The sequence below is a fragment of the Stutzerimonas nitrititolerans genome (genome assembly GCF_003696285.1).
GTDB lineage: Bacteria > Pseudomonadota > Gammaproteobacteria > Pseudomonadales > Pseudomonadaceae > Stutzerimonas > Stutzerimonas nitrititolerans.
In genome coordinates, this window is record NZ_RFFL01000013.1 from 12711 (window position 1) to 35169 (window position 22459).

At 62.9% G+C, this 22459-nt stretch carries 22 protein-coding genes and 2 tRNA genes; 13 read left to right on the forward strand and 11 right to left on the reverse strand.

From position 1 onward, the window contains the following. Window positions 1-2: 2 nt before the first annotated feature. A complete protein-coding gene (locus EA795_RS15925; RefSeq protein WP_122078338.1) occupies window positions 3-1844 on the reverse strand; it encodes a DUF1302 domain-containing protein in 1842 nt (613 codons plus the stop codon). A 552-nt stretch (window positions 1845-2396) separates the two neighbouring features. Continuing rightward, entirely contained in the window at window positions 2397-2954 is a 558-nt protein-coding gene (locus EA795_RS15930; RefSeq protein WP_014853794.1) for a hypoxanthine-guanine phosphoribosyltransferase, read from the reverse strand. A gap of 181 nt (window positions 2955-3135) precedes the next feature. Here EA795_RS15930 and upp point away from each other — a divergent pair, with 181 nt between their 5' ends. Then, complete coding sequence (upp, locus tag EA795_RS15935) at window positions 3136-3774, forward strand: uracil phosphoribosyltransferase (RefSeq protein WP_014853795.1); 639 nt, start codon at window positions 3136-3138, stop codon at window positions 3772-3774. Between the two features lie 2 nt (window positions 3775-3776). Further along, the gene (locus EA795_RS15940; RefSeq protein WP_014853796.1) at window positions 3777-5039 is read left to right on the forward strand and encodes a uracil-xanthine permease family protein; all 1263 of its coding nucleotides are present in this window, start codon (window positions 3777-3779) and stop codon (window positions 5037-5039) included. Window positions 5040-5126: 87 nt separating this feature from the next. Here EA795_RS15940 and EA795_RS15945 read toward each other — a convergent pair whose 3' ends face one another. From EA795_RS15945 to hemA, 6 genes are all read right to left on the reverse strand, one after another. Then, window positions 5127-5645 carry an acyloxyacyl hydrolase gene (locus EA795_RS15945; RefSeq protein ID WP_058074138.1) on the reverse strand — a complete coding sequence of 173 codons (519 nt, stop codon included), beginning with the start codon at window positions 5643-5645 and terminating at the stop codon, window positions 5127-5129. A gap of 84 nt (window positions 5646-5729) precedes the next feature. Further along, window positions 5730-6524: a glutamate racemase gene (gene murI, locus EA795_RS15950; protein WP_014853798.1), complete on the reverse strand. Its 795-nt coding sequence runs from the start codon at window positions 6522-6524 to the stop codon at window positions 5730-5732. Beyond that, on the reverse strand, window positions 6517-7272 hold the full coding sequence (locus tag EA795_RS15955) for a molybdopterin-synthase adenylyltransferase MoeB (protein WP_122078340.1): 756 nt from the start codon (window positions 7270-7272) through the stop codon (window positions 6517-6519). Before EA795_RS15955 ends, murI begins: the two co-directional genes overlap by 8 nt. A 27-nt stretch (window positions 7273-7299) precedes the next feature. Next, the gene (prmC, locus tag EA795_RS15960) at window positions 7300-8127 is read right to left on the reverse strand and encodes a peptide chain release factor N(5)-glutamine methyltransferase (protein WP_058077684.1); all 828 of its coding nucleotides are present in this window, start codon (window positions 8125-8127) and stop codon (window positions 7300-7302) included. Window positions 8128-8276: 149 nt separating this feature from the next. Then, window positions 8277-9359, reverse strand: coding sequence for a peptide chain release factor 1 (prfA, locus tag EA795_RS15965; RefSeq protein WP_122078342.1), 1083 nt, complete (start codon window positions 9357-9359; stop codon window positions 8277-8279). Next, window positions 9356-10624, reverse strand: a complete 1269-nt coding sequence (gene hemA, locus EA795_RS15970) for a glutamyl-tRNA reductase (protein ID WP_014853802.1) — start codon at window positions 10622-10624, stop codon at window positions 9356-9358. The genes prfA and hemA overlap by 4 nt, the downstream gene beginning before the upstream one ends. A 171-nt stretch (window positions 10625-10795) precedes the next feature. Here hemA and EA795_RS15975 point away from each other — a divergent pair, with 171 nt between their 5' ends. The 10 genes from EA795_RS15975 (at window position 10796) to EA795_RS16020 (ending at window position 18601) form a co-directional block, all read left to right on the forward strand. After that, window positions 10796-12523 (forward strand): tetratricopeptide repeat protein, encoded by a 1728-nt coding sequence (locus tag EA795_RS15975; protein ID WP_122078344.1) that lies wholly within the window; start codon window positions 10796-10798, stop codon window positions 12521-12523. A 3-nt stretch (window positions 12524-12526) separates the two neighbouring features. Then, window positions 12527-13144, forward strand: a complete 618-nt coding sequence (gene lolB, locus EA795_RS15980) for a lipoprotein insertase outer membrane protein LolB (RefSeq protein ID WP_122078346.1) — start codon at window positions 12527-12529, stop codon at window positions 13142-13144. Further along, on the forward strand, window positions 13144-14004 hold the full coding sequence (gene ispE / locus EA795_RS15985; protein WP_122078453.1) for a 4-(cytidine 5'-diphospho)-2-C-methyl-D-erythritol kinase: 861 nt from the start codon (window positions 13144-13146) through the stop codon (window positions 14002-14004). The genes lolB and ispE overlap by 1 nt, the downstream gene beginning before the upstream one ends. 18 nt (window positions 14005-14022) lie before the next feature. Then, window positions 14023-14097: transfer RNA gene (locus EA795_RS15990), tRNA-Gln, on the forward strand. A gap of 49 nt (window positions 14098-14146) precedes the next feature. Next, window positions 14147-14221: transfer RNA gene (locus EA795_RS15995), tRNA-Gln, on the forward strand. 82 nt (window positions 14222-14303) lie between these two features. After that, window positions 14304-15245, forward strand: a complete 942-nt coding sequence (locus EA795_RS16000) for a ribose-phosphate pyrophosphokinase (RefSeq protein WP_122078348.1) — start codon at window positions 14304-14306, stop codon at window positions 15243-15245. Window positions 15246-15367: 122 nt separating this feature from the next. Next, entirely contained in the window at window positions 15368-15985 is a 618-nt protein-coding gene (locus tag EA795_RS16005) for a 50S ribosomal protein L25/general stress protein Ctc (RefSeq protein WP_122078350.1), read from the forward strand. Between the two features lie 34 nt (window positions 15986-16019). Continuing rightward, window positions 16020-16604, forward strand: a complete 585-nt coding sequence (pth, locus tag EA795_RS16010) for an aminoacyl-tRNA hydrolase (protein WP_058074130.1) — start codon at window positions 16020-16022, stop codon at window positions 16602-16604. 39 nt (window positions 16605-16643) lie between these two features. Next, window positions 16644-17744: a redox-regulated ATPase YchF gene (gene ychF / locus EA795_RS16015; protein ID WP_122078352.1), complete on the forward strand. Its 1101-nt coding sequence runs from the start codon at window positions 16644-16646 to the stop codon at window positions 17742-17744. Between the two features lie 158 nt (window positions 17745-17902). Continuing rightward, window positions 17903-18601 (forward strand): DNA-3-methyladenine glycosylase, encoded by a 699-nt coding sequence (locus EA795_RS16020; RefSeq protein WP_122078354.1) that lies wholly within the window; start codon window positions 17903-17905, stop codon window positions 18599-18601. Here the strand turns inward: EA795_RS16020 and EA795_RS16025 are convergent. From EA795_RS16025 to EA795_RS16035, 3 genes are all read right to left on the reverse strand, one after another. Continuing rightward, window positions 18598-19725, reverse strand: a complete 1128-nt coding sequence (locus tag EA795_RS16025) for a metallophosphoesterase (protein WP_122078356.1) — start codon at window positions 19723-19725, stop codon at window positions 18598-18600. The two genes, EA795_RS16020 and EA795_RS16025, sit on opposite strands and share 4 nt — an antisense overlap. Window positions 19726-19974: 249 nt before the next feature. Beyond that, the gene (locus EA795_RS16030) at window positions 19975-20166 is read right to left on the reverse strand and encodes a hypothetical protein (protein ID WP_014853812.1); all 192 of its coding nucleotides are present in this window, start codon (window positions 20164-20166) and stop codon (window positions 19975-19977) included. A gap of 62 nt (window positions 20167-20228) precedes the next feature. Beyond that, window positions 20229-21137, reverse strand: coding sequence for a LysR substrate-binding domain-containing protein (locus tag EA795_RS16035; RefSeq protein WP_122078358.1), 909 nt, complete (start codon window positions 21135-21137; stop codon window positions 20229-20231). 101 nt (window positions 21138-21238) lie between these two features. On the opposite strand from EA795_RS16035, the gene EA795_RS16040 reads away from it, so the two are divergent. Next, on the forward strand, window positions 21239-22459 hold the full coding sequence (locus EA795_RS16040; protein ID WP_122078360.1) for an MFS transporter: 1221 nt from the start codon (window positions 21239-21241) through the stop codon (window positions 22457-22459).

Sequence of the window (22459 nt, forward strand, 5' to 3'; positions counted from 1 at the left end):
CCTTAGAAGTTCACGCCGACGCTGAAGGCGAGGAAGTCACGGTCGGTCAGCATGTTGTAGTCGCCACCGAAGAAGTCGGTGTAGGAGAGGCTGGCGGTATAGGTGTTCTGGTACACCGCATCCACACCGATGCTCACGGCCTTGGAACCCTCGTTGAACAGACCATTGGGGCCATAGCCATCGACGTCGTGGGAGAAGGAGACGTTCGGCGTCAGGTTCACGCCTGCGAAAACGTTGCTGTAGTCAGCCAAAGCACGCAGACGGTAGCCCCAGGAGTTAGCGGTTACGAAGCCGTGGTTACCATATTCCGGTGTATCCAGACCAAAGATGGAGTCGCGGCCATAGCGGAGCTCACTCTTGCTCTCAAGTCCACCCACATGGGCGTAGCCGATTTCACCAACCAGAGTTACGCGACCGGCACCCAGCACCTGGTCGATAAAGTGCGTAAAAGTAGTTTGGACTTGAGTAATTTCTTTACGGTTGTATCCGCGGTGCTCCTGACCAGCAAATGCCGGATTAACAAGCCTCGATACCAGGTCGGTGGCATTGATTTGCACCGGAGCGTTGGGTCGATAGCTGATTTCTCCGGACCACGCAGTACCGGTTGGCAGAGTGGTTGAGAAGCTCGCTCCGTAAAGGCGAATATCTTCTGGATACTCTAGAAAATACTGTCCATTCCCAAGGAGAACCCCCGCGCCTTGTGCCTGCAGCAAACCAGCAAACTCCGCCTGGGAAATTGCCCCACTTTGAAGGAGAGGGAGCAATTGCGCAGCCGTCGCCCCAACGATTCCTGATCCAGTCCCAGTAGCCGGATCAAAGCCACCCACCGCTCCATAAGTAGCCAAGCCAGGGTTCCGAGTACTGAGAGCAGGAGTTCGGCTGTGATAATTCATGAAGTAAAGGCCATACTCCGTGGTATCGCCAAGCCAACGAAGCGCCAAGCCAAACTGACCGGAGTCGCGAGCGTCCCGATCGCCACCGCGAGGAACTCGAATCCCTTCTTCTGTAACGGCATATCCAAGCCCCGCTCCAGCCGCGATTTGATCGAGGCCAGTCCCAGCAATGGCGTTCGTTGATACATCAAAATCAGTACAACCGTCTTGGACCACATCCATACCCGAAAAGAATGTGCCGCAGTTATCTGCAATAGTCTGGTCCCACTCCAACTGATAAAACGCCTCCATGCTCAGGCGATCGCTGAGACTCTGCGAAACATAGAGCATATTGACCGGAATGAGACCTTCCTTGATTTCCGCGCCAGGACGGCGGAAAGCAGCAGCATCGAGTGGGTTGATGGAGTTGATAGAGTTACCGATAAAGGTGCTTTCGCCCCAACTCACCACCTGGCGACCGATCCGTACAGTGCCCGGCAAATCACCTACGTAGTAGTTGTGGTAAAGGAAGGCGTCGAGAATTTCCGCGCCGGAGGATTGAGCAGCCTCCTTGCGGTTGCTGTCACTGATGTCCTTGTGCAGACGGCTTTCGTCCTTCAGTTCGAAGTCGTACCAGTATTTACCGCGAACGAAAGCGCCACTGTCGCGGTAGCGCAATTCGAGGTCATGCACGCCCTTGAAGATCTTGGAGAAGGTTTCACCCTTCTTGAAATTCAAACGTCCATCGTCACCAGTTTGCGTGTAGCCCGTGCCGCCATTGGCCGACCCCACCAGATCCATATCTGGACTATCCATCGCCCAGCTGGCCCCGACAGACATGGACGAGTCGAACTGACCTTCTATTTCCCCGATGTTGAAACTGACGGCATAAGCCGGTGCAGCAGTGCCCAGCGCAACGGCGAGGGCCAGTGTCTTGGGCTGGAAGAATCCTTGCCTTGTTGTTTTTGTCATGAGGCGCTCCTGGTTGGTTCGAAGTACGCTCCACCCTAACCAGACGGTGGCAATGGGTTAAGCGCACTAAGGTTTGATTTATTTTGTAATCCTTAAGTATGAACAGGCCTTTCGCCTGCGGGCTGTGCCTACGTCTCGGGGCGTAGCAACCTATGCACCGACGGCCAAACCTTCCGAGAGCTTAGCCGTCGGCAAAATTGGCGCAAGCCCCGATCTAGAGCAGTTGCGACCCGGTAGGCGGAAAAGAGGAGGGAATAGCACCTTGCCAGCCCAGCCGGGGCGACAAGGTGCAGCGCAAGCGCCTGATGGCTCGGGCAGGCGTGACATAGGAAAACGGCAATCGACGCTTCAGAACGTTACCGATGCGCAGCGGTTGAGGCGAAACGAAACACAAGGACAGATGAGTGGCGCCAACCGGCGATGAAGCCGACCATTCGCGGCTGATGCTTCTCCCGGATTACCGGCAGGTCATGGAGCGGCCTGGCCGCAGGCTTTTCGCGGCCAGGCAGGACATTGAATGCACGCCAGCAAGCTGGCTACAGAAGCGCCATGTTATAGCCCCTTCACGGCGTAGATACCCGGCGCATTGCGCCAGTAACCCTTGTAATCCATGCCATAACCGAAGACGTACCGATCGACACAAGTCAGCCCGACGTAATCGGCCTTGAAGTCCGGCCGCGCCTTGCGCTGATGGTCCTTGTCGATCAGCACCGCGGTATGTACGGCTGCGGCGCCGGCATGCCGACAGAAGTCGATGATGGCGCCGAGGGTGTGCCCCTCGTCGAGGATGTCATCGATGATCAGCACGTCGCGGTCGATGAAGGAAATTTCCGGCTTGGCCTTCCAGAACAACTCGCCGCCGCTGGTTTGATTGCAATAGCGCGTCGCGTGCAGATAGGACAGCTCCAGCGGAAAGTTGAGCTTGGGCGCCAACTTGCCCGCGAAGATCAGGCCACCGTTCATCACGCAGAACACCACGGGATTACGCTCGGCCAGTTGCGCGTTGATCTGGCTGGCCACGGCATCGATGGCGGCTTCCACCTCGGCTTCGGGATGCAGGCAGTCGGCTTCGGCCATGACTTGGCGGATGTGAGCGAGATCGACGGACATAGGCGATTTTCCACTGAAGTAATGAGAGAGAGCGCCAGCTCCGTTTTGGCTGCACGCAAAGCAAGGGCGCGACGATACCGATGTGGTTCCCAGGCTCGCAAGTGCAGAATTGACTCATCAATAGCCGCTGGTCCAGCGATGCATTAATCTACGCCGGTTTATATGCCCGCCGGAGCCATCCATGCCCATTCGAGAGATCCGCCACCCGCTGATCCGACACAAACTCGGCCTGATGCGCCGAGCCGATATCAGCACCAAGAACTTTCGCGAACTGGCTCAGGAAGTGGGATCGATCCTGACCTATGAAGCCACCCGCGACCTGCCGCTGGAGAACTACAGCATCGAGGGCTGGTGCGGACCGGTCCAGGTCGAGAAGATTTCCGGCAAGAAGATCACCGTGGTTCCTATCCTGCGGGCTGGTATCGGCATGCTCGACGGCGTGCTCAACCTGGTTCCCGGAGCGAAAGTCAGCGCGGTCGGCATCGCCCGCAACGAAGAAACCCTGCAGGCCCATACCTACCTGGAGCGCCTGGTGGACAATCTCGACCAGCGTCTGGCGATGATCATCGACCCCATGCTGGCAACCGGCGGCTCCATGGTCGCCACCATCGACATGCTGAAGAAGGCCGGCTGCAAGGAAATTCGCGCGCTGGTACTGGTGGCGGCTCCCGAAGGGATCGCGGCGGTTGAGAAGGCGCATCCGGAGGTCATCATCTATACGGCCTCCATCGATGAACGCCTCGACGAGCACGGTTACATAGTGCCGGGCCTGGGCGATGCGGGAGACAAGATCTTCGGCACCAAGCAGAAGGACGTCTGAGCATGTCGCAAGCCATGGATGAGCCGCTCGGGCGCCAGGCGCTGGCCGGCGCGCAGATGTTGTTCGTGGCCTTCGGCGCCCTGGTGCTGATGCCACTGATTACCGGGATGGATCCCAACGTGGCGCTGTTCACCGCGGGAATCGGCACGCTGCTGTTCCAATTGGTGACCAAGCGCCAGGTGCCGGTATTCCTGGCGTCGAGCTTTGCCTTCATCGCGCCGATCATCGCAGCCAAGGGTGAGTTCGGCCTGCCGGCGGTACTCGGTGGCGTGGTGGCGGCCGGCCTGGTTTATATATTGCTCGGTTTTGCGGTGCGCCTGAAGGGCCCGGCATTCATCGACCGGCTGCTGCCTCCGGTGGTAATCGCCCCGGTCATCATCTCCATCGGTCTGGCGCTGTCGCCAGTGGCCGTCAATATGGCGATGGGCAAGGCCGGTGACGGCAGCGCCCAACTGGTGCCGTATGAAACGGCCATGCTGATCTCCATGCCGGCACTGCTGACCACCCTGCTGGTCGCCGTGCTGGGCAAGGGCCTGTTCCGTCTGGTGCCGATCCTCGCCGGCGTGACCGTGGGTTATGGGTTGTCGCTCGCCTTCGGCGTGGTCGATACCGCCGGTATCGCAGCCGCGCCCTGGCTCGCGATGCCCAACTTCGTCGCCCCGGAATTTCACCTGGGCGCAATCCTGTTCATGGTTCCGGTGGCCCTCGCCCCGGCCATCGAGCACATTGGCGGCGTGGTCGCCATCGGTGGCGTGACGGGTAACAACTTCATCAAGAAACCGGGACTGCACCGCACGCTACTGGGCGATGGCCTGGCCACTTCGGCGGCCGGCCTGTTCGGCGGCCCACCCAACACCACCTATGCCGAGGTAACCGGTGCGGTGATGCTGACCAAGAACTACAACCCGAAGATCATGACCTGGGCGGCCGTATTCGCTATCGTCCTGGCCTTCATCGGCAAATTCGGCGCGGCACTGCTGAGCATCCCGGTGCCGGTAATGGGCGGCATTCTCTGCCTGTTGTTCGGTTCCATCGCCGTGGTCGGCCTGAGTACGCTGATCCGCCATCAGGTAGACCTATCCGAAGCCCGCAACCTCATCATCGTGTCGGTGACCCTGGTATTCGGCATCGGCGGCATGATGATCGGCTATGGCGAATTCAGTCTTTCCGGTATCTCGCTGTGCGCCATCATCGCGCTGGTGCTCAACCTCGTGCTGCCGGGCGGCGAAGGCTGGAAGAACAAGCAGATCGAAGAGAACGGTTAAGGCCACTACGACTGGGAGCTCCCCTCTCCAAAAGGGAGAGGGAGGGCTCGCTCCTACGAGCTCGCGGCAGCGGCCAGCCGCCCTTCTTTAAAACGCCATCCGGTAATGCACCGCATAGCTCTCGATGCCGTCGTTGGGGTTCTTCAGGCCGGCGTTCGAGTAGTGAATGGCACGAATACCCACCTCATGCCCGCCTGCGAAGCGCAGGCCCGCGCCCAGCCGGTCTTCGAACTGGAAGGAAGAGCCCAGTTTTTTCCCCTCGATCTCGGTGCTCTCGAACGCCGCGACGCCGATACCCGCTTCGAGATAGGGCTTGACCGAATCGCCCGCGAATTCGTACACGAATACAGGCGTCAGCGAGAGGCTGTGATTGGCGGAGGTTTCGTCACCTTCCCAGTAGGTGTAACCCGCATCCCAATAACCGGTCAGCCGCCCGACACTGGACTGGAACCAGCTGCTGCCGAAATCGAATTGCACACCGAGCCGATAAGTCATGGTCGACTCGCCTGTCTGGCCGACTGCAGCCGTGACGTTCGCCGCCTGAACGGCCGCTGCTTGCCCAAGAGAGACCGCCGCAACCACAGCAAGGGGGATCAGCTTTTTCATGGGAACTTCCTTTCCAGAATGGTCGTTAGTTTTATTCATTAGAGCGTTCGCTCTACTTCGGAAAGCTACCGAAGCGGGGAGTTCCTAACCTGCGTGGAACCGTACCGGCGCCGCCTCTCCCCACAGAGTAGACAGGATATTGCTCAACCGCGCCGGATCACCCGTACTCCAGAAACTCACACCCGCACCCGCATCGGCCAGCAGCCCGCGGGCGGCCAGCACGTCTTCCAGATGGCGCGCCACCGCTGCCCCGGTATCGATCAGCGTGATCTCCTCGGGCAGCATGTCGGCAAGCAGCGGTTTCAGAAACGGATAGTGGGTACAACCCAGAATCACGGTATCGCAACCTTGCGCCAACAGGGCCTGCACATAACCGGCCAGCAACTCGCGCGTGGCGGCACTGGCCAGCTCGCCGGCCTCGACGCACTCGACCAGGCCCGGACAGGGCTGGGTAACCACCCGCACGTCGCTGGCGAAACGATCGAGCAACGCGGCGAACTTCGCGCTCTTCAAGGTACCGGTAGTCGCCAGGACGCCGACGACGCCACTGCGTGTCGCTCGGGCGGCAGGCTTTACCGCTGGCTCCATGCCGATCAGCGGCACCTGAGGATAGCGCTCGCGCAACTCGGCGATCCCGACGGCGGTCGCGGTGTTGCAGGCCAGCACCAGCGCCTTGGCTCCCTGATCCAGCAGAAACGAGGCGATCGAACGGCAACGCTCGCGAATGAAGTCGGGGCTCTTCTCGCCGTAGGGCACATTGCCACTATCAGCCAGGTACAACAATCCCTCTCGGGGCAGGCGCGCGCGAATCTCACGCAACACCGACAGCCCACCCACGCCGGAGTCGAACACGCCAACGGGGGCGTTCGCTCTATCCATTGCGCGTTCCGCAGACCGCGCAGGCCGGGTCGCGCTTGACCTTCAACTCGCGGAAGCGACTGGTCAAAGCGTCGATCAGCAGCAACCGCCCCACCAGTGGCTCACCGAAGCCGGCAAGCAGCTTCAACGCTTCGAGCGCCTGCAGGCTGCCCACGAGCCCCACCAGCGGCCCCGCCACCCCGGCCTCGCTGCAGGTCAGCTCGGCTTCGCTGCCGTGCCCGTAGAGGCAGTGATAGCAGGGACTGCTCGCAACGCGGGGATCGAACACCGACAGTTGGCCTTCCAGGCGAATCGCCGCACCACTGACCAGCGGTTTCCCGGCCGCCACGCAGGCGCCATTGACCGCCTCGCGAATCGCGAAGTTGTCGGTACAGTCCAGCACCAGGTCCACCGCAGCGACGGCCGGGCCCAGCGAGTCGGCATCCAGCGCCGTGCGCAGAGGCACAACTTTGACCAGCGGATTGAGCGCCTCGATCCGCTCAATGGCCGAATCCACCTTGGTCCGCCCCACCGACGTCGTGTCGTGAAGAATCTGACGATGCAGGTTGGTCGCGTCCACGGTGTCGAAATCCGCCAGGTGCAGCTCGCCGACGCCCGCTGCGGCCAGGTACAGCGCCACCGGCGACCCCAATCCGCCCAGCCCGACGATCAGCACGCGGCTCTGCTTGAGCTTCAGCTGGCCATCGATATCGATCTGTTTCAGCAGTATCTGCCGGCTATAACGCAGCAGTTCGTCATCGCTCAGCATGCAATCAGTTCTCCCGAAAGTGTTGCTTCATGACAGGCGCCCCAGGCTGATGCGCTCGTGTCCGCCGTAATCACGACGGCTTTCGACATCGACGAAACCACCGTCGATCAATAGCGCTCGCACCTGCGCGGCCTGGTCGTAGCCGTGCTCCAACAGCAGCCAGCCTGCCGCCCGCAGATATCCTGGCGCCCGGGCAACGATCTGGCGAATGTCGTCAAGCCCGTCTTCGCCGGCTATCAACGCGCTACCCGGCTCGAAACGCACGTCGCCCTGTCGCAGATGCGGATCGCTCGCCGGAATGTAGGGCGGATTGCTGACGATCAACTGGTAACGCCTGCCCTCGAGCGCGGAAAACCAGTGGCTTTCTTCAAAGCGGGCATTATCCAGCTGTAACCGCCGTGCATTGCGCGTTGCCAGGGCAACGGCTTCAGGGACACGATCCACGCCGGTCACCTGCCAGGCCGGCCGCTCGCTGGCCAGCGCCAGCGCAATCGCACCGGTGCCAGTCCCCAGATCCAGCACCTGCGCAGGCGCTGCCGGCAGCAGCTGCAAAGCGGTCTCGACCAACAGTTCGGTGTCCGGACGGGGAATCAGAGTGTGCGGCGCCACTTCCAGCTCAAGGCTCCAGAAACCCTGGCGCCCCAGAATATAGGCCACCGGCTCGCCGCGGCGGCGGCGCTCCAGATCGGCAAGGTAGCGTGCTTCGCAACCGGCCGGAACCTCGCGCTCGGGCCAGGTACGCAGGTAGCTAGGCGCCTTGTCCAGCGCGGCGGCCAGCAGCCACTCGGCATCGAGCCTGGCGCTCGGTGAGTCGGGTAGATCGGCGATGTCGAGCAGGGATTGGATGGTGGCCATGGCATTCGGGTCGAGTGGCGTTTGGTTGAGAGAGTTGGCCTCGCCCCCTCTCCCTAACCTCTCCCGCGTGGGGAGAGGGAACTGGTGCGTGCGGGCTCCTTACCTAGGGCTTACGGCTAAACGAATGCCGCTCAGGCTTGCGCCCCCTTTCAATCTCCCAGCGCGGCCAGCTGGTCGGCCTGGTATTCCTGCAGCAATGGTTCGATAACCTGCTCCACGGCGCCGCCGATGACTTCGTTGAGCGAATACAGGGTCAGGTTGATGCGGTGATCGGTCACCCGCCCCTGGGGGAAATTGTAGGTACGGATGCGTTCGGAGCGGTCGCCGGAGCCGACCAGCAGCTTACGCGTATCGGAAATTTCCTTGTGCGCGGCGCTGTCCTGCACGTCCTGCAACTTGGCCGCCAGCCAGGCCATCGCCCGTGCGCGGTTCTTGTGCTGCGAGCGCTCTTCCTGGCACTCGACCACGATGCCGCTGGGCAGGTGGGTGATGCGTACGGCCGAGTCGGTCTTGTTGATGTGCTGGCCGCCGGCCCCGGAGGCGCGGTAGGTATCGATTCGCAGATCGGCCGGGTTGATCTCGATGGCGACCTGCTCGTCCGGCTCCGGCAGCACCGCCACCGTACAGGCCGAGGTGTGGATGCGGCCCTGGGATTCGGTTTCCGGCACGCGCTGGACGCGGTGAGCACCGGACTCGAACTTCAACTTGGCAAACACGTTGTCGCCTTCGACGCGGGAGATCACTTCCTTGTAGCCGCCATGCTCGCCGGGGTTCTCGGACAGGATCTCGACCCGCCAGCCCTGCCGTTCGGCATAGCGCGAATACATACGGAACAGGTCGCCGGAAAAGATCGCCGCCTCGTCGCCACCGGTGCCGGCACGGATTTCCAGGAAGACGTTGCGGCCGTCCTTGGGGTCCCTGGGCAGCAGCATGCGCTGCAGGCGCGCCTCGATTTCTTCCAGCTGGCCGCGGGCCTGCTCGACCTCCTCCTCGGCCATCTCGCGCACATCCGGATCGCTGTCCTTGAGCAGCGCCTGGGCGCCTTCGAGGTCGGATTGCAGCTTGAGGAAATCGCAGTAGGCAACGATGACCGGCTCGACCTCGGCATATTCGCGCGAATAGGCGCGGAAGCGGGTCTGGTCGCTGATCACCTCGGCATCGCCAAGCAGCGCCGTCAGCTCTTCGAAGCGGTCCTGCAAGATGTCGAGTTTGTTGAGCAACGACGCTTTCATGATTTGTCCGTGTGGCCTGGCAAGGCGAAAATTTCCTGAACGATGCTCAACGCTTCCACCCGGCCCTCGGCGGAAAGCTTCTTCAATTGCACGCTGGGCGCATGCAGCAGCTTGTTGGTCAGGCCCCGGGCCAACTGGGCCAGTACCTCCTCCGCATTGCCGCCGTTGGCGAGCAGCCGCTGGGCCCTGGCCAGCTCATCGTCGCGAATGCCTTCGGCCTGCTGCCGGTAGGCCCTGAGGACATCCACGGCGGCCAGTTCGCGCAGGCGGGCCATGAAGTCCTCGGTGCCGGCGGCCACCAGCTCCTCGGCGGCCATCGCCGCACCCTGCCGGCTCTTGAGGTTTTCCGCGACCACCTCATGGAGATCGTCGACGGTATAGAGGTAGACGTCGTCCAGTTCGCCGACCTGCGCTTCTATGTCGCGGGGCACGGCGATATCGACCATGAACATCGGCTTGTGCTTGCGCTTCTTCAGCGCCTGCTCGACCGCACCCTTGCCGAGAATGGGCAACTGGCTGGCGGTTGAGCTGATGACGATGTCGCAGTTGTGCAGCTCCTGCGGGATATCCGCCAGCAGGATCGCTTGGGCGCCGAACTGCTCGGCCAGCGCACTGGCCCGCTCGAGGGTGCGGTTGGCGACCACGATGCGCTTGACGCCCTGCTCGTGCAGATGACGGGCCACCAGCGTGATGGTCTCGCCGGCGCCGATCAGCAGGGCCTGACTGCGGTCGAGATTGGCGAATATCTGCCGGGCCAGGCTGACCGCGGCGAAAGCGACCGATACCGGGTTCTCGCCGATGGCGGTGTCGGTGCGCACGGTCTTGGCGGTGCTGAACGTGGCCTGGAACAGGCGGCCCAGCAGAGGTCCGAGGCTGCCGGCCTCACGTGCCACGGCATAGGCGGACTTCATCTGGCCGAGGATCTGCGGCTCGCCGAGCACCAGCGAATCCAGCCCCGAGGCGACCCGCATCATGTGGCGCACCGCCTGATCGTCGGTATGCACGTAGGCGCAGGCCTTGAGTTCTTCCAGGCTCAATCGGTGATAGCTGGCCAGCCAGGCCAGTACCGCCTCGGCTTCGACCTGATCCTGCTGCAGATACAGCTCGCTGCGGTTGCAGGTCGACAGGATCGCCGCCTCGCGGGTGGGCGTGACCCGGCACAGCTGCTGCAACGCCTCGACCATCTGCTCGGGCGTGAACGCCACTCGCTCGCGCACGTCCACCGATGCGGTCTTGTGATTGATGCCAAGCGCGATGAAAGCCATGCAGGGTCGCTGATTCGAAAACGGAGCGCGGGATTCTCCTACTTCGGCTGCTTCAGAACAACCATCGGTCGTCATTGTCTGAATGCATCGATACGGCCGACAGGCCCGCCCATGGGCTTGCCGGATGGCTTGTGTCATCATGCCGAGACCGCACACCCGCCGTAGATTCCCATGAACAAACTCGTCGCCTTCACCGCCCTGCTGTTTCTCGGTGGCTGCCAAAGCCTCATGCAGAGTGCGCCCCACAGCAGCCCGCCGGTCGAGGACAGCACCCCCGAGCCTCAGGCCGAAGCACCGCGGGAATATGGCTCGTTCAGTCGCGAGACACTCTATGCGCTGCTGGTGGCGGAACTTGCCGGGCAGCGCAACCGTTTCGACATCGCGCTGGGCAACTACGTCCAGCAGGCCAATGCGACGCAGGACCCGGCCGTGGCCGAGCGTGGCTTTCGCATCGCCGACTACCTCGGCGCCGAACAGGCCGCGCTGGATACGGCGCTGATCTGGGCCCGTAACGCACCGGAAAACCTCGACGCCCAGCGCGCCGCAGCGGTGCAGCTGGCTCGCGCCGGGCGCTATGACGAATCGCTGACCTTCATGGAGAAGGTCCTGCAGGGCCAGGGCGACACCCATTTCGACTTTCTCGCGCTGTCGGCGGCGCAGACCGATCCTGATACCCGCGCCGGCCTGCTGCAGAGCTTCGACCGCCTGCTCGACAAGCATCCCGACAATCCGCAGCTGATCTTCGGCAAGGCGCTGCTGCTGCAGCAGGACGATCGCCCGCAGGAAGCCCTGGACCTGCTCGAGGCCCAGCCGGACCAGCCGCAGCAGATCCCCTCGGTGCTGCTCCAGGCGCGCCTGCTGCAAGGACTGGAGCGCGGCGACGAGGCGTTGCCGCTGCTGGAGAAGAATCTGCGACGCAACCCCGACGACAAGCGCCTGCGCCTCACCTATGCGCGCCTGCTGGTGGAAAACGACCGCCTGGAAGAAGCCATGGGCGAGTTCGCCACCCTGGTGCAGCAGCACCCAGGCGACGATGACCTGCGCTTCTCCATGGCGCTGGTGTGCCTGGAGGCAGAAGCCTGGCGCGAAGCCATCGTTTACCTCGAGGAGCTGATCGAGCGCGGCAGCCACCTCGATGCCGCGCACTTCAACCTCGGTCGCGCCTATCGCGCACTGGGCGAACCCGAGCGAGCTCTGGCGGCGTTCGAGCAGGTAGGCAGCGGCAACGAATACCTGCCCGCCAAGCTGATGCAGAGCGAAGTGCTGTTCGAGCTGGGCCGTCACGAGGAAGCCTCACGCCTGCTGGCGCAGGCCCGCGACGAGCAGCCCGACTACGCCATCCAGCTGTACCTGATGGAAATCGAGGCACTGTCCGCGCAGCAGCAGCTCGAACCGGCCTGGCAACTGACCGAACAGGCGCTGCAGCAGTTTCCCGACGACCTCAACCTGCTCTACACCCGAGCGATACTGGCCGAGAAGCGTGGCGACCTGGCACAGCTGGAGCATGACCTGCGCTTCATCATCGAACGCGAGCCGGACAACGCCATGGCGCTCAACGCCCTCGGATACACCCTGGCCGACCGCACCGACCGTCACGCCGAGGCCCTCGCGCTCATCGAGCAGGCCTACCAGCTCAACCCCGACGACCCGGCGATTCTCGACAGCCTCGGCTGGGCCCACTATCGCCTCGGCAACCTGCAGGAAGCCGAGGCCCAGCTGCGCAAGGCCCATGCACGCTTCCCCGATCACGAAGTCGCGGCCCACCTGGGCGAAGTGCTCTGGGTCTCCGGCCAACGCAAGGAAGCCCGCACCGTCTGGGCCGACGCGTTGAAGACCGAACCCGACAGCAAGATCCTGCGCGATACCCTGCAACGCCTCACCGGCTCGGAGAAACCCTGACCCATGCTGCTGCGAAACCTGCTCGTCCCCTGTCTGATACTGCTACTCGCCGGTTGCGCCGGCTTCGGTCCACGCGAGTCGGTCGAAGGCTCCGGCAATTCACAGGACTGGGCGACGCACAAGGAGCAAGTCAGCGAGATCGACGGCTGGCAGATCAGCGGCAAGATCGGCATTCGCGCCCCGCAGGAATCCGGCAGCGGCACGCTGTTCTGGCTGCAGCGCCAGGAGTACTTTGACATTCGCCTTTCCGGCCCGCTGGGCCGCGGCGCCACCCGCCTGACCGGCCGCCCGGATGCGGTCGCGCTGGAGGTCGCCGGCCAGGGCCGCTTCGAAGCCGACTCGCCCGAAGCCCTGGTGCAGAGCCAGCTCGGCTGGCAGTTGCCGGTCTCCAATCTGCTCTGGTGGGTGCGCGGCCTGCCCGCACCGGACAGCCGCAGCCGCCTCTCGCTGGACGGCCAGAGCCGCCTGGCCATGCTGCAGCAGGATGGCTGGGACGTGGAATACCTGGGCTACAGCGAAGAAAACGGCTTCGCCCTGCCCGCACGAATCAAGCTGAGCGGGCGCGACCTGCAGATCACCCTGGTCATCAAGGACTGGCAACCCCGCCAGCTCGGTCAATGATGCGCAGCCTGACGCTACCCGCCCCGGCCAAGCTCAACCTCATGCTGCACATCCTCGGCCGGCGCGCCGATGGCTATCACGAGCTGCAGACGCTGTTTCAGTTTCTCGATCATGGCGACGAACTGACCTTCACCCCGCGCAGCGACGGACAGATACGCCTGCACACCGAGCTGCCGGGCGTCGACCACGACAGCAACCTGATCGTCCGTGCCGCTCGACAGCTGCAGGCAGCAAGCGGCACGGCGCTGGGCGCCGATATCCAGCTGCTCAAGCGCCTGCCCATGGGCGGTGGAATCGGCGGTGGCAGCTCCGATGCCGCCACCACTCTCGTCGGCCTCAATCACCTCTGGCAAACCCGGCTCGGCGAAGACCGCCTGGCACAGATCGGGCTGAGCCTGGGCGCCGACGTACCGGTGTTCGTTCACGGTCACGCGGCCTTCGCCGAGGGCGTCGGCGAACGGCTGCAAAGGGTGCAATTGAGCGAGCCCTGGTTCCTCGTCATCGCCCCGCAAGTCTCTGTTAGTACAGCGGAAATATTTTCCGACCCGGAGTTGACACGCAATACCCCGGCCATTACAGTTCGCAGCCTTCTTGCAGGGGGTGGTCGTAACGACTGCCAGCCGGTGGTCGAGAAGCGTTATCCAGAAGTACGTAACGCTTTGAGCTTGTTGAATAAATTCGTTCCAGCAAGAATGACCGGCACTGGAGCTTGTGTGTTTGGGAGCTTTCCAAACAAGGGCGAGGCTGATAAAGTCTGCCGCCAACTTCCAGACCATATGCCAGGATTCGTGGCCCAGGGGCGCAACGTTTCGATGTTGCACCGCAAGCTCGCGAAAATGGCGCAGGAAGTGAATGCCTAGCATTCGGTTGTACGATACAGGGGCGTCGCCAAGCGGTAAGGCACCAGGTTTTGATCCTGGCATGCGTTGGTTCGAATCCAGCCGCCCCTGCCATAACCTTTCAAGGCTCGTACGATCGCAGGCACATTCAGTTTGAATCTACAGGGGCGTCGCCAAGCGGTAAGGCACCAGGTTTTGATCCTGGCATGCGTTGGTTCGAATCCAGCCGCCCCTGCCATACACTTGAGAGCTGTTCAAAAAGCCCGGCCTTTTGAACAGCTTTTTATTTCATCGGATCCACCCTCAGGCAGGTACTGCGCGTGTCCAAGATGATGGTCTTCACGGGGAACGCCAACCCCGATCTGGCCCGGCGTGTCGTACGTCAGCTGCACATCCCCCTCGGTGATGCCTACGTCGGAAAGTTTTCCGATGGCGAAATCAGTGTCGAAATCAATGAAAATGTTCGCGGCAAGGACGTCTTCCTGATCCAACCGACCTGCGCACCCACCAACGACAACCTGATGGAACTGGTGGTAATGGCAGACGCCTTCCGCCGGTCCTCGGCCACTCGCATCACGGCCGTCATCCCCTACTTTGGCTATGCCCGCCAGGATCGCCGTCCGCGCTCGGCGCGCGTGCCGATCAGCGCCAAGGTCGTGGCCGACATGCTCGATGTGGTGGGCGTCAACCGCGTCCTCACCGTCGACCTGCACGCCGATCAGATCCAGGGCTTCTTCGACATGCCCGTGGATAACATCTACGGCTCGCCGGTCCTGGTTGATGACATCCAGGCGCAGCGCTTCGAGAATCTGATGATCGTTTCCCCCGACATCGGCGGCGTGGTCCGCGCCCGTGCGGTGGCCAAGTCGCTCGGCGTGGATCTGGCGATCATCGACAAGCGTCGGCCGAAGGCCAACCAGTCGGAGGTGATGCACATCATCGGTGATATCGATGGTCGTACCTGCATCCTGGTCGACGACATGGTCGATACCGCCGGCACCCTGTGCCACGCCGCCGCTGCGCTGAAAGAGCACGGTGCGGAAAAGGTCTATGCCTATTGCACCCACCCGATCCTGTCCGGTCGCGCCATCGAGAACATCGAAGGCTCGATCCTCGACGAGCTGGTGGTGACCAATACCATTCCGCTGTCGGCCGCGGCCCAGTCCTGTACCCGTATTCGCCAATTGGACATCGCGCCAATGGTGGCTGAGGCGGTTCGCCGCATCAGCAATGCTGAATCGATCAGCGCGATGTTCCGCTAGGCCACAAGCCTGGTCCTTCGCGCCGAACGAAAATGTGCCTCGCCCCGTGCGAGGCTTTTGTCCAACCGCCCGATAGTGCTGGTCGCAAGCACATCGGGCGCGTTGCTACCTGGAGAAACACAATGACTGACTTCAAACTGGATGCCCAAGAGCGTTCCGACCTGGGGAAAGGTGCGAGCCGCCGCCTGCGTCGTAACGCCAGCCTCGTACCGGCCGTGATCTACGGTGGTGAAGCTGCGCCGCAATCGATCAGCATTCTGGCCAAAGACCTGGCCAAGATGCTGGAAAACGAAATCGCCTTCAGCAACATCATCAAGCTGAGCGTCGATGGCAAGAGCCAGGACGTGGTGATCAAGGCGCTGCAGCGTCATCCGGCCAAGGGCTTCGTTCTGCACGCTGACTTCCAGCGCGTCGTCGCCGGCCAGAAGCTGACCGCCACCGTTCCGGTGCACCTGATCAACCAGGAAACCTCCATTGGCGTCAAGCAGCAGGGTGGCGAGATCTACCTGAACCTGCCCGATGCCGAAGTGACCTGCCTGCCGCAAGACCTGCCGGACTTCATCGAAGTCGACATCGCCAAGATGGAAGTCGGCCAGGTTCTGCACATGAGCGACCTGAAGCTGCCGAAAGGCGTTGCTTTCGTCGCCCTGCAGCACGGCAGCGACCTGCCGGTCGTCAACATTCACGCCCCGCGCGTGAGCAAGGAAGACGCACCGAAAGAAGAAGGCGCTGCCGAGTAACCACTCGCAGCCAGCTGAAGGAAGGGCCTCTGACGTGACCGCCGTACAACTGATCGTCGGCCTGGGAAATCCAGGCCCCGAATACGACCAGACCCGGCATAACGCAGGGGCCCTTTTCGTTGAGCGCCTGGCGGCTGCAAAAGGCGCCAACCTCAGCGTCGATCGCAAGTACTTCGGCCTGGTCGGCAAGTTTCGCCATCAGGACGAAGATGTCCGCCTGTTGATCCCCACCACCTACATGAACCGCAGCGGTCAGGCGGTGGCGGCACTGGCCGGGTTTTTCCGAATTCCCCCCGAGGCCATCCTGGTTGCCCACGATGAGCTCGACATGCCTCCCGGCGTCGCCAAACTCAAGCAAGGCGGCGGACACGGCGGGCACAACGGCCTGCGCGACATCATCGCCAGGCTCGCCAACCAGAACAACTTCTACCGCCTGCGTCTCGGCATTGGCCACCCCGGCCACAGCAGCCAGGTGACCGGTTACGTGCTCGGCCGCGCGCCGCAGGCCGAACGGGAGAAGCTGGACGCCAGCATTGATTTCGCCCTCGATGCCCTGCCGGAAATCCTGGCCGGCGATTGGACCAAGGCGATGCAAAAGCTGCACAGCCAGAAGGCCTGACAGCCCCTTTTTCGATTCATCTGCGAGGGTTTATCACTCATGGGATTCAATTGCGGCATCGTTGGCCTGCCCAACGTCGGCAAGTCCACCCTGTTCAACGCTCTGACCAAATCCGGTATCGCAGCGGAAAACTTCCCCTTCTGCACCATCGAGCCGAACAGCGGCATCGTGCCGATGCCCGATGCCCGCCTGGCGGCGCTGGCCGAGATCGTCAAGCCCGAGCGCGTCCTGCCCACTACCATGGAATTCGTCGACATCGCCGGTCTGGTCGCCGGCGCCTCCAAGGGTGAAGGCCTGGGCAACAAGTTCCTCGCCAACATCCGCGAGACCGACGCCATCGCCCACGTGGTGCGCTGCTTCCGGGACGACAACGTCATCCACGTCGCCAACTCGGTCGATCCCAAGCGCGACATCGAGATCATCGACCTGGAACTGATCTTCGCCGACCTCGACAGCTGCGAGAAGCAGCTGCAGAAAGTCACCCGCAACGCCAAGGGCGGCGACAAGGAAGCCCTGGCGCAGAAGGCCCTGCTGGAAAAACTGATTCCGCACCTCACCGAAGGCAAGCCGGCGCGTACCCTGCTGCGCGACATGAGCGCCGAGGAGAAGCAGACCGTCCGCGGCTTCCATCTGCTGACCAGCAAGCCGGTGATGTACATCGCCAACGTCGCCGAAGACGGTTTCGAGGACAACCCGCTGCTGGACATCGTGCGTGCCATCGCCGAAGAAGAAGGCGCCATCGTGGTGCCGGTGTGCAACAAGATCGAAGCGGAAATCGCCGAACTGGAAGACGGCGAGGAGAAGGACATGTTCCTCGAAGCCCTCGGCCTCGAAGAGCCGGGCCTGAACCGCGTGATCCGTGCCGGCTACGAACTGCTCAACCTGCAGACCTACTTCACCGCCGGCGTGAAGGAAGTCCGCGCCTGGACCGTCAAGGTCGGCGCCACCGCCCCGCAAGCTGCCGCCGTGATCCACACCGACTTCGAGAAAGGCTTCATCCGCGCCGAAGTCATCGCCTACAACGACTTCATCCAGTACAAGGGCGAAGCCGGCGCCAAGGAAGCCGGCAAGTGGCGCCTGGAAGGCAAGGAATACATCGTCAAGGACGGCGATGTGATGCACTTCCGCTTCAACGTCTGACCAACGCGCAAGACGTACTGGAACGCCCCGCAATGCGGGGCGTTCTACATTCTGGCCACCGCATCCCATCAGCCGCACTGACGACTGGCGCTCCAGACACGGACATTCGTCCCGCTTGTGCGGTCGGAACAGGCAGACTTGCCGAAGCTGGAGCGCAGATGAACAGCCTTACCGAATCGCCATCACAGTTTCTCGACGACGCTTTTTTCGACCGGGACGCGCAACTGGTCGCCCAGGAATTGCTGGGAACCGTGATTCGCCATTGCGTCGACGGGCTGTGGTTGTCGGCTCGCATCATCGAGACCGAGGCCTACTACATAGACGAGAAGGCCAGCCACTCCTCGCTCGGCTACAGCCCTTCGCGACGTGCCATGTTCATGCCCGCCGGCCACCTGTACCTCTATTACTCCCGCGGCGGCGACTCGCTGAACTTCAGCGTGCAGGGCGACGGCAACGCCGTTTGCATCAAGGCCGGCTATCCCTGGGTCGACACGCTTTCCTGCGAGGCGTCCATCGAGCGCATGCGCAGCAACAGCCCCGCCGCTGCCGGCGGCGCCCGCCCGCTCACCCGACTCTGTTCCGGCCAGACGCTGTTGTGCAAGGCGCTGGGCCTCACCGTGAAGGAATGGAATGCGCAACGCATGCACCCCACACGGCTGCGCATCGACGATATCGGCGCCCGGCCAGACATCATCCAGACCACCCGGCTCGGGATACCGCCCGGCCGCGACGAGCACCTGCCCTATCGCTTCGTCGATGCCGGTTTCGCCCCGCATTGCACCCGCAATCCGTTGCGCCGTGGCCAGCGGGAAGGCGAGGATTACCTCCTGCTGCGTCGCGAGCTGTTGGCAAGCTAGGGCGCCAAGTCGTCCGCTTTCTTCAGGCGGATACGGGTGATCTCCGACGGGGCGCCGAAGCGCAGCGGCGGGCCCCAGTAACCGGTGCCACGGCTGATGTAGACCTGCATCTCGCCGACACGCTGCAATCCCGCGACCCAAGGTTGCTGCCACTGCACGAAATGCATCCACGGCCAGAACTGGCCGCCGTGAGTATGGCCGGACAGCTGCAGATGGCACCCAGCCTCCACCACCGCCTTCGCTGAACGGGGCTGGTGCGCCAGCAGAACGCGAGGCACATCGTCCGGCGCTCCGGCTAATGCCGCGTGCGGATCGCTCCTATGGCCGGGATTGAACAGCTCGGCGGAATAGTCGCTGATACCCGCCAGCACCAGACGAGCCCCCTCGTGCGCCAACAGCACATGTCGGTTGAGGAGTACCTTCATGTTCAACCGCTCGAACGCGGCGATCCAGCTGTCCGCACCGGAGTAGTACTCGTGATTGCCGGTCACCACATAAACGCCGTGCCGTGAGCTTAGCTGTGCCAGCGGCGCGATGTCGTCGCGCAGGTCGGCAACGCTGCCATCCACCAGGTCGCCGGTGATGACGATGAGATCGGGCGAGAGCCCGTTGGCTCGCTTGACGATCGCATCGATATAGCCGCGCTTGATGGTCGGGCCGACATGGATGTCGCTGAGCTGCACGATGCTGAACCCTTCCAGCGCGGCTGGCAGGTTGCGCAACGCGATGTCGCGCTCGACCACCCGAGCCGTTCGCCGCGCATTGAGCAACCCGAACAGCGTCACCGCGACGACCGCAACGATCACGGCATACGCCGAGCCCTGCTCGAGGCGCGCCGACTCCCACCCTGCCAGCGACGCAACCGCCAGCACGAACGCGCGCAGCAGGGAAAATATCGACAGGCTGGAAAAGATGCCCATCGCCAGCAACCCGGACCACGCCAGCACAGCATTGCCCTTGCCGCGTACCAGCACGCCGTAGCGCATCAGCACTGCCGAAAGCGCGAGATAGGCCCACGCCAGAACACTGCCGAAAGGCCCGAGCGCAAGATCCGGGATCAGGGTGACGCCGACGAATGCATGCAGGCCGATCAGCAATACGCCCACCAACAATCGCCTGGTCATGCGTTTCGTCTCTTGAGAAAAGGGAAAACCGTTTGGGATGCGCGGCCTGTCTGGGCTGGCTGCGTTTCGGTATTCGAAGTGGTGTGCCCGCGCAGGGACATGGGCACGTCCGAAAACATTCATCAGGAATGGGCGCTACGCCACCGGGCCAAACGCATCGGGTGTTATGTAGGGCCGAATTTATTCGGCCGCACCAGATCGATGCCCAAACCTCCTTGCGCTCCGGGCGATCGTCAGAGACAACCGCAGCTACATCACCCCAGGGTCAGGTATCGGGTCCGGCAACGGCGGTTCTTTCTCCAGCTGTTCGAGCACTTCGTCGGGCAAGGTGTCGCCGTCGTCCAGCTCGGTATCGCTCTCGGCGTCATCGAGATCGTTCAGGGGCGATTCGTCCGCCATCCTGGGCAGTGGCGGATCACTTGGAAAGGCTGTGCTGAGCATGGAAGTCTCCTCACATAGGTGTGCAATGTTAGGCAGGCGCGCCCTCGCATCGTTCGGACCGATCATCCGCGCTGTGTCCACGCCTCGCCGGCCAGACATTCGCTGAGATAGTCGAGAAAACAGGTAATACGCGCCGCCAGCGCAGTGTTGCGGTAGTACACCGCGTGGATCGGTTGCAGCACCTCGACGGTCGATTCGGCGAGTACGTCCACCAGCGCACCGTCAGCGCGGTCCCGTGCCGTCATGAAGCTCGACAGGCAGGCGATGCCTTCGCCGGCGAGGGCCAGTTGCCGTATCGTCTCGCCGCTGGAGGCCCAAAGGCTCGGCACGATGGAAAAGCTTTCGCCGAGCGGATGACGCAGCGGCCACTGATTCAGGCTTTCCGGCTGGGTGAAGCCGATCAGGCTATGATCGGCCAGCTCTTCCACGCGCTGCGGTGTCCCGCTTCGCGCCAGGTAATCCGGGCTGGCCACCACGCGAATCCGGCTGCGCCCTAGCGGTCGGGCATGCAGGGTGGAATCACGCAACGGCCCATGGCGCAGCGCCAGATCGGTGCGGTGCTCGAGCAGATCGATGATCTGGTCGCTGCTGTGCAATTCCAGCTCGATATCGGGGTAGCGCTGGCGAAACCCGCCGATCAGCGGCACCAGCACATGCAGCATGAACGGCGCCGAGGCATTGACCCGCAATCGCCCGGCCGGATGCTGCAATCGGCGCGACATCTGCTCCTCGGCCTCCTCCACCGCTTCGAGAATCCGCCGCGCCTGGCTCAGGAACGCCGCGCCCTCCTCCGTCAGCTCCAGACGGCGGGTGGTGCGGCGCAGCAGCGTGGTCGCGAGCTTGGCTTCGAGCCGGCTCAGCGCACGACTAACGCCCGAAGCGGTCTGCCCGAGCTGTACAGCGGCACTGGAGATGGAGCCGGTGTCGATCACCGCAGTGAAGGCTTGCAGCTCGTCGAGCGTCGTTTTCATTAGTGACTCGCAGTCAATTATGTTTGGCCTGAGACCCGGTTTTTCCGCATGAGTCTGCGGTAGACACTGCGCGCCATGCAATCCACCCGGAGTTTCATTCCATGCCCATCGCCTTGCTCGCGCTGACCCTCAGCGCATTCGCCATCGGCACGACGGAGTTCGTCATCGTCGGCCTGATTCCCACCATCGCCAGTGATCTCGCCGTCAGCCTGCCTTCGGCCGGGCTGCTGGTCAGCCTCTATGCCCTTGGCGTCGCGGTCGGCGCGCCACTGCTCACAGCCCTGACCGGCAAGGTGCCGCGCAAGTTGTTGCTGCTGTCGCTGATGGTGCTGTTCACCGCCGGCAACCTGCTGGCCTGGCAGGCACCGGGATACGAGTCGCTGATACTGGCGCGCATCGTCACCGGCCTCGCCCACGGCGTGTTCTTTTCCATCGGCTCGACCATCGCCACCAGCCTGGTCTCGAAGGAAAAGGCTGCCAGCGCCATTGCCATCATGTTCACCGGGCTTACCGTCGCGCTGGTCACGGGCGTGCCACTGGGCACCTTCATCGGCCAGCAGCTCGGCTGGCGCGAGACCTTTCTCGCGGTATCCCTGCTCGGCGTGATCGCCTTCATTGGCAGCCTGCTCTTCGTGCCGCGCGACATCCAGCACAGCAAGCCCGCGTCCATCGTCCAGCAGCTGGCCGTGCTCAAGCAGCCGCGCCTGCTACTGGTCTATGCGATGACGGCCGTCGGCTACGGCGGCACCTTCATCGCCTTCACCTTTCTTGCGCCCATCCTGCAGGAGATCAGCGGTTTCGGCGAAGGCGCGGTAAGCCTGGTGCTGCTGGTGTATGGCGTGTCAGTGGCGGTGGGCAACATCTGGGGCGGCAAGCTGGCCGACCGGCGCGGGCCGATCAGTGCGCTCAAGCTGATCTTCACGCTGCTGGCCGCGGTGCTCCTCGCGCTGACCTTCACCGCGGCCAACCCCTGGCTGGCACTGGCGACCGTGCTGCTCTGGGGCGCGGTGGCATTCGGCAACGTGCCCGGCCTGCAGGTCTACGTGGTACGCCAGGCCGAGCACTACACACCAAACGCGGTCGACGTCGCCTCGGGCCTGAACATCGCCGCCTTCAACCTCGGCATCGCCGGTGGCGCATGGCTCGGCGGACATATCGTCGCCTCCCTGGGTCTGATCCATACCGCCTGGATCGGCTCGCTGGTGGTGCTGGGCGCCCTGGCGCTGACATTCTGGAGCGGCCGCCTGGACCGCACCGATACATCGTCCGAACACCACCAGAACAACGCCATCCAGGAGCCGGCAACCGCCGCCTCGTATTGA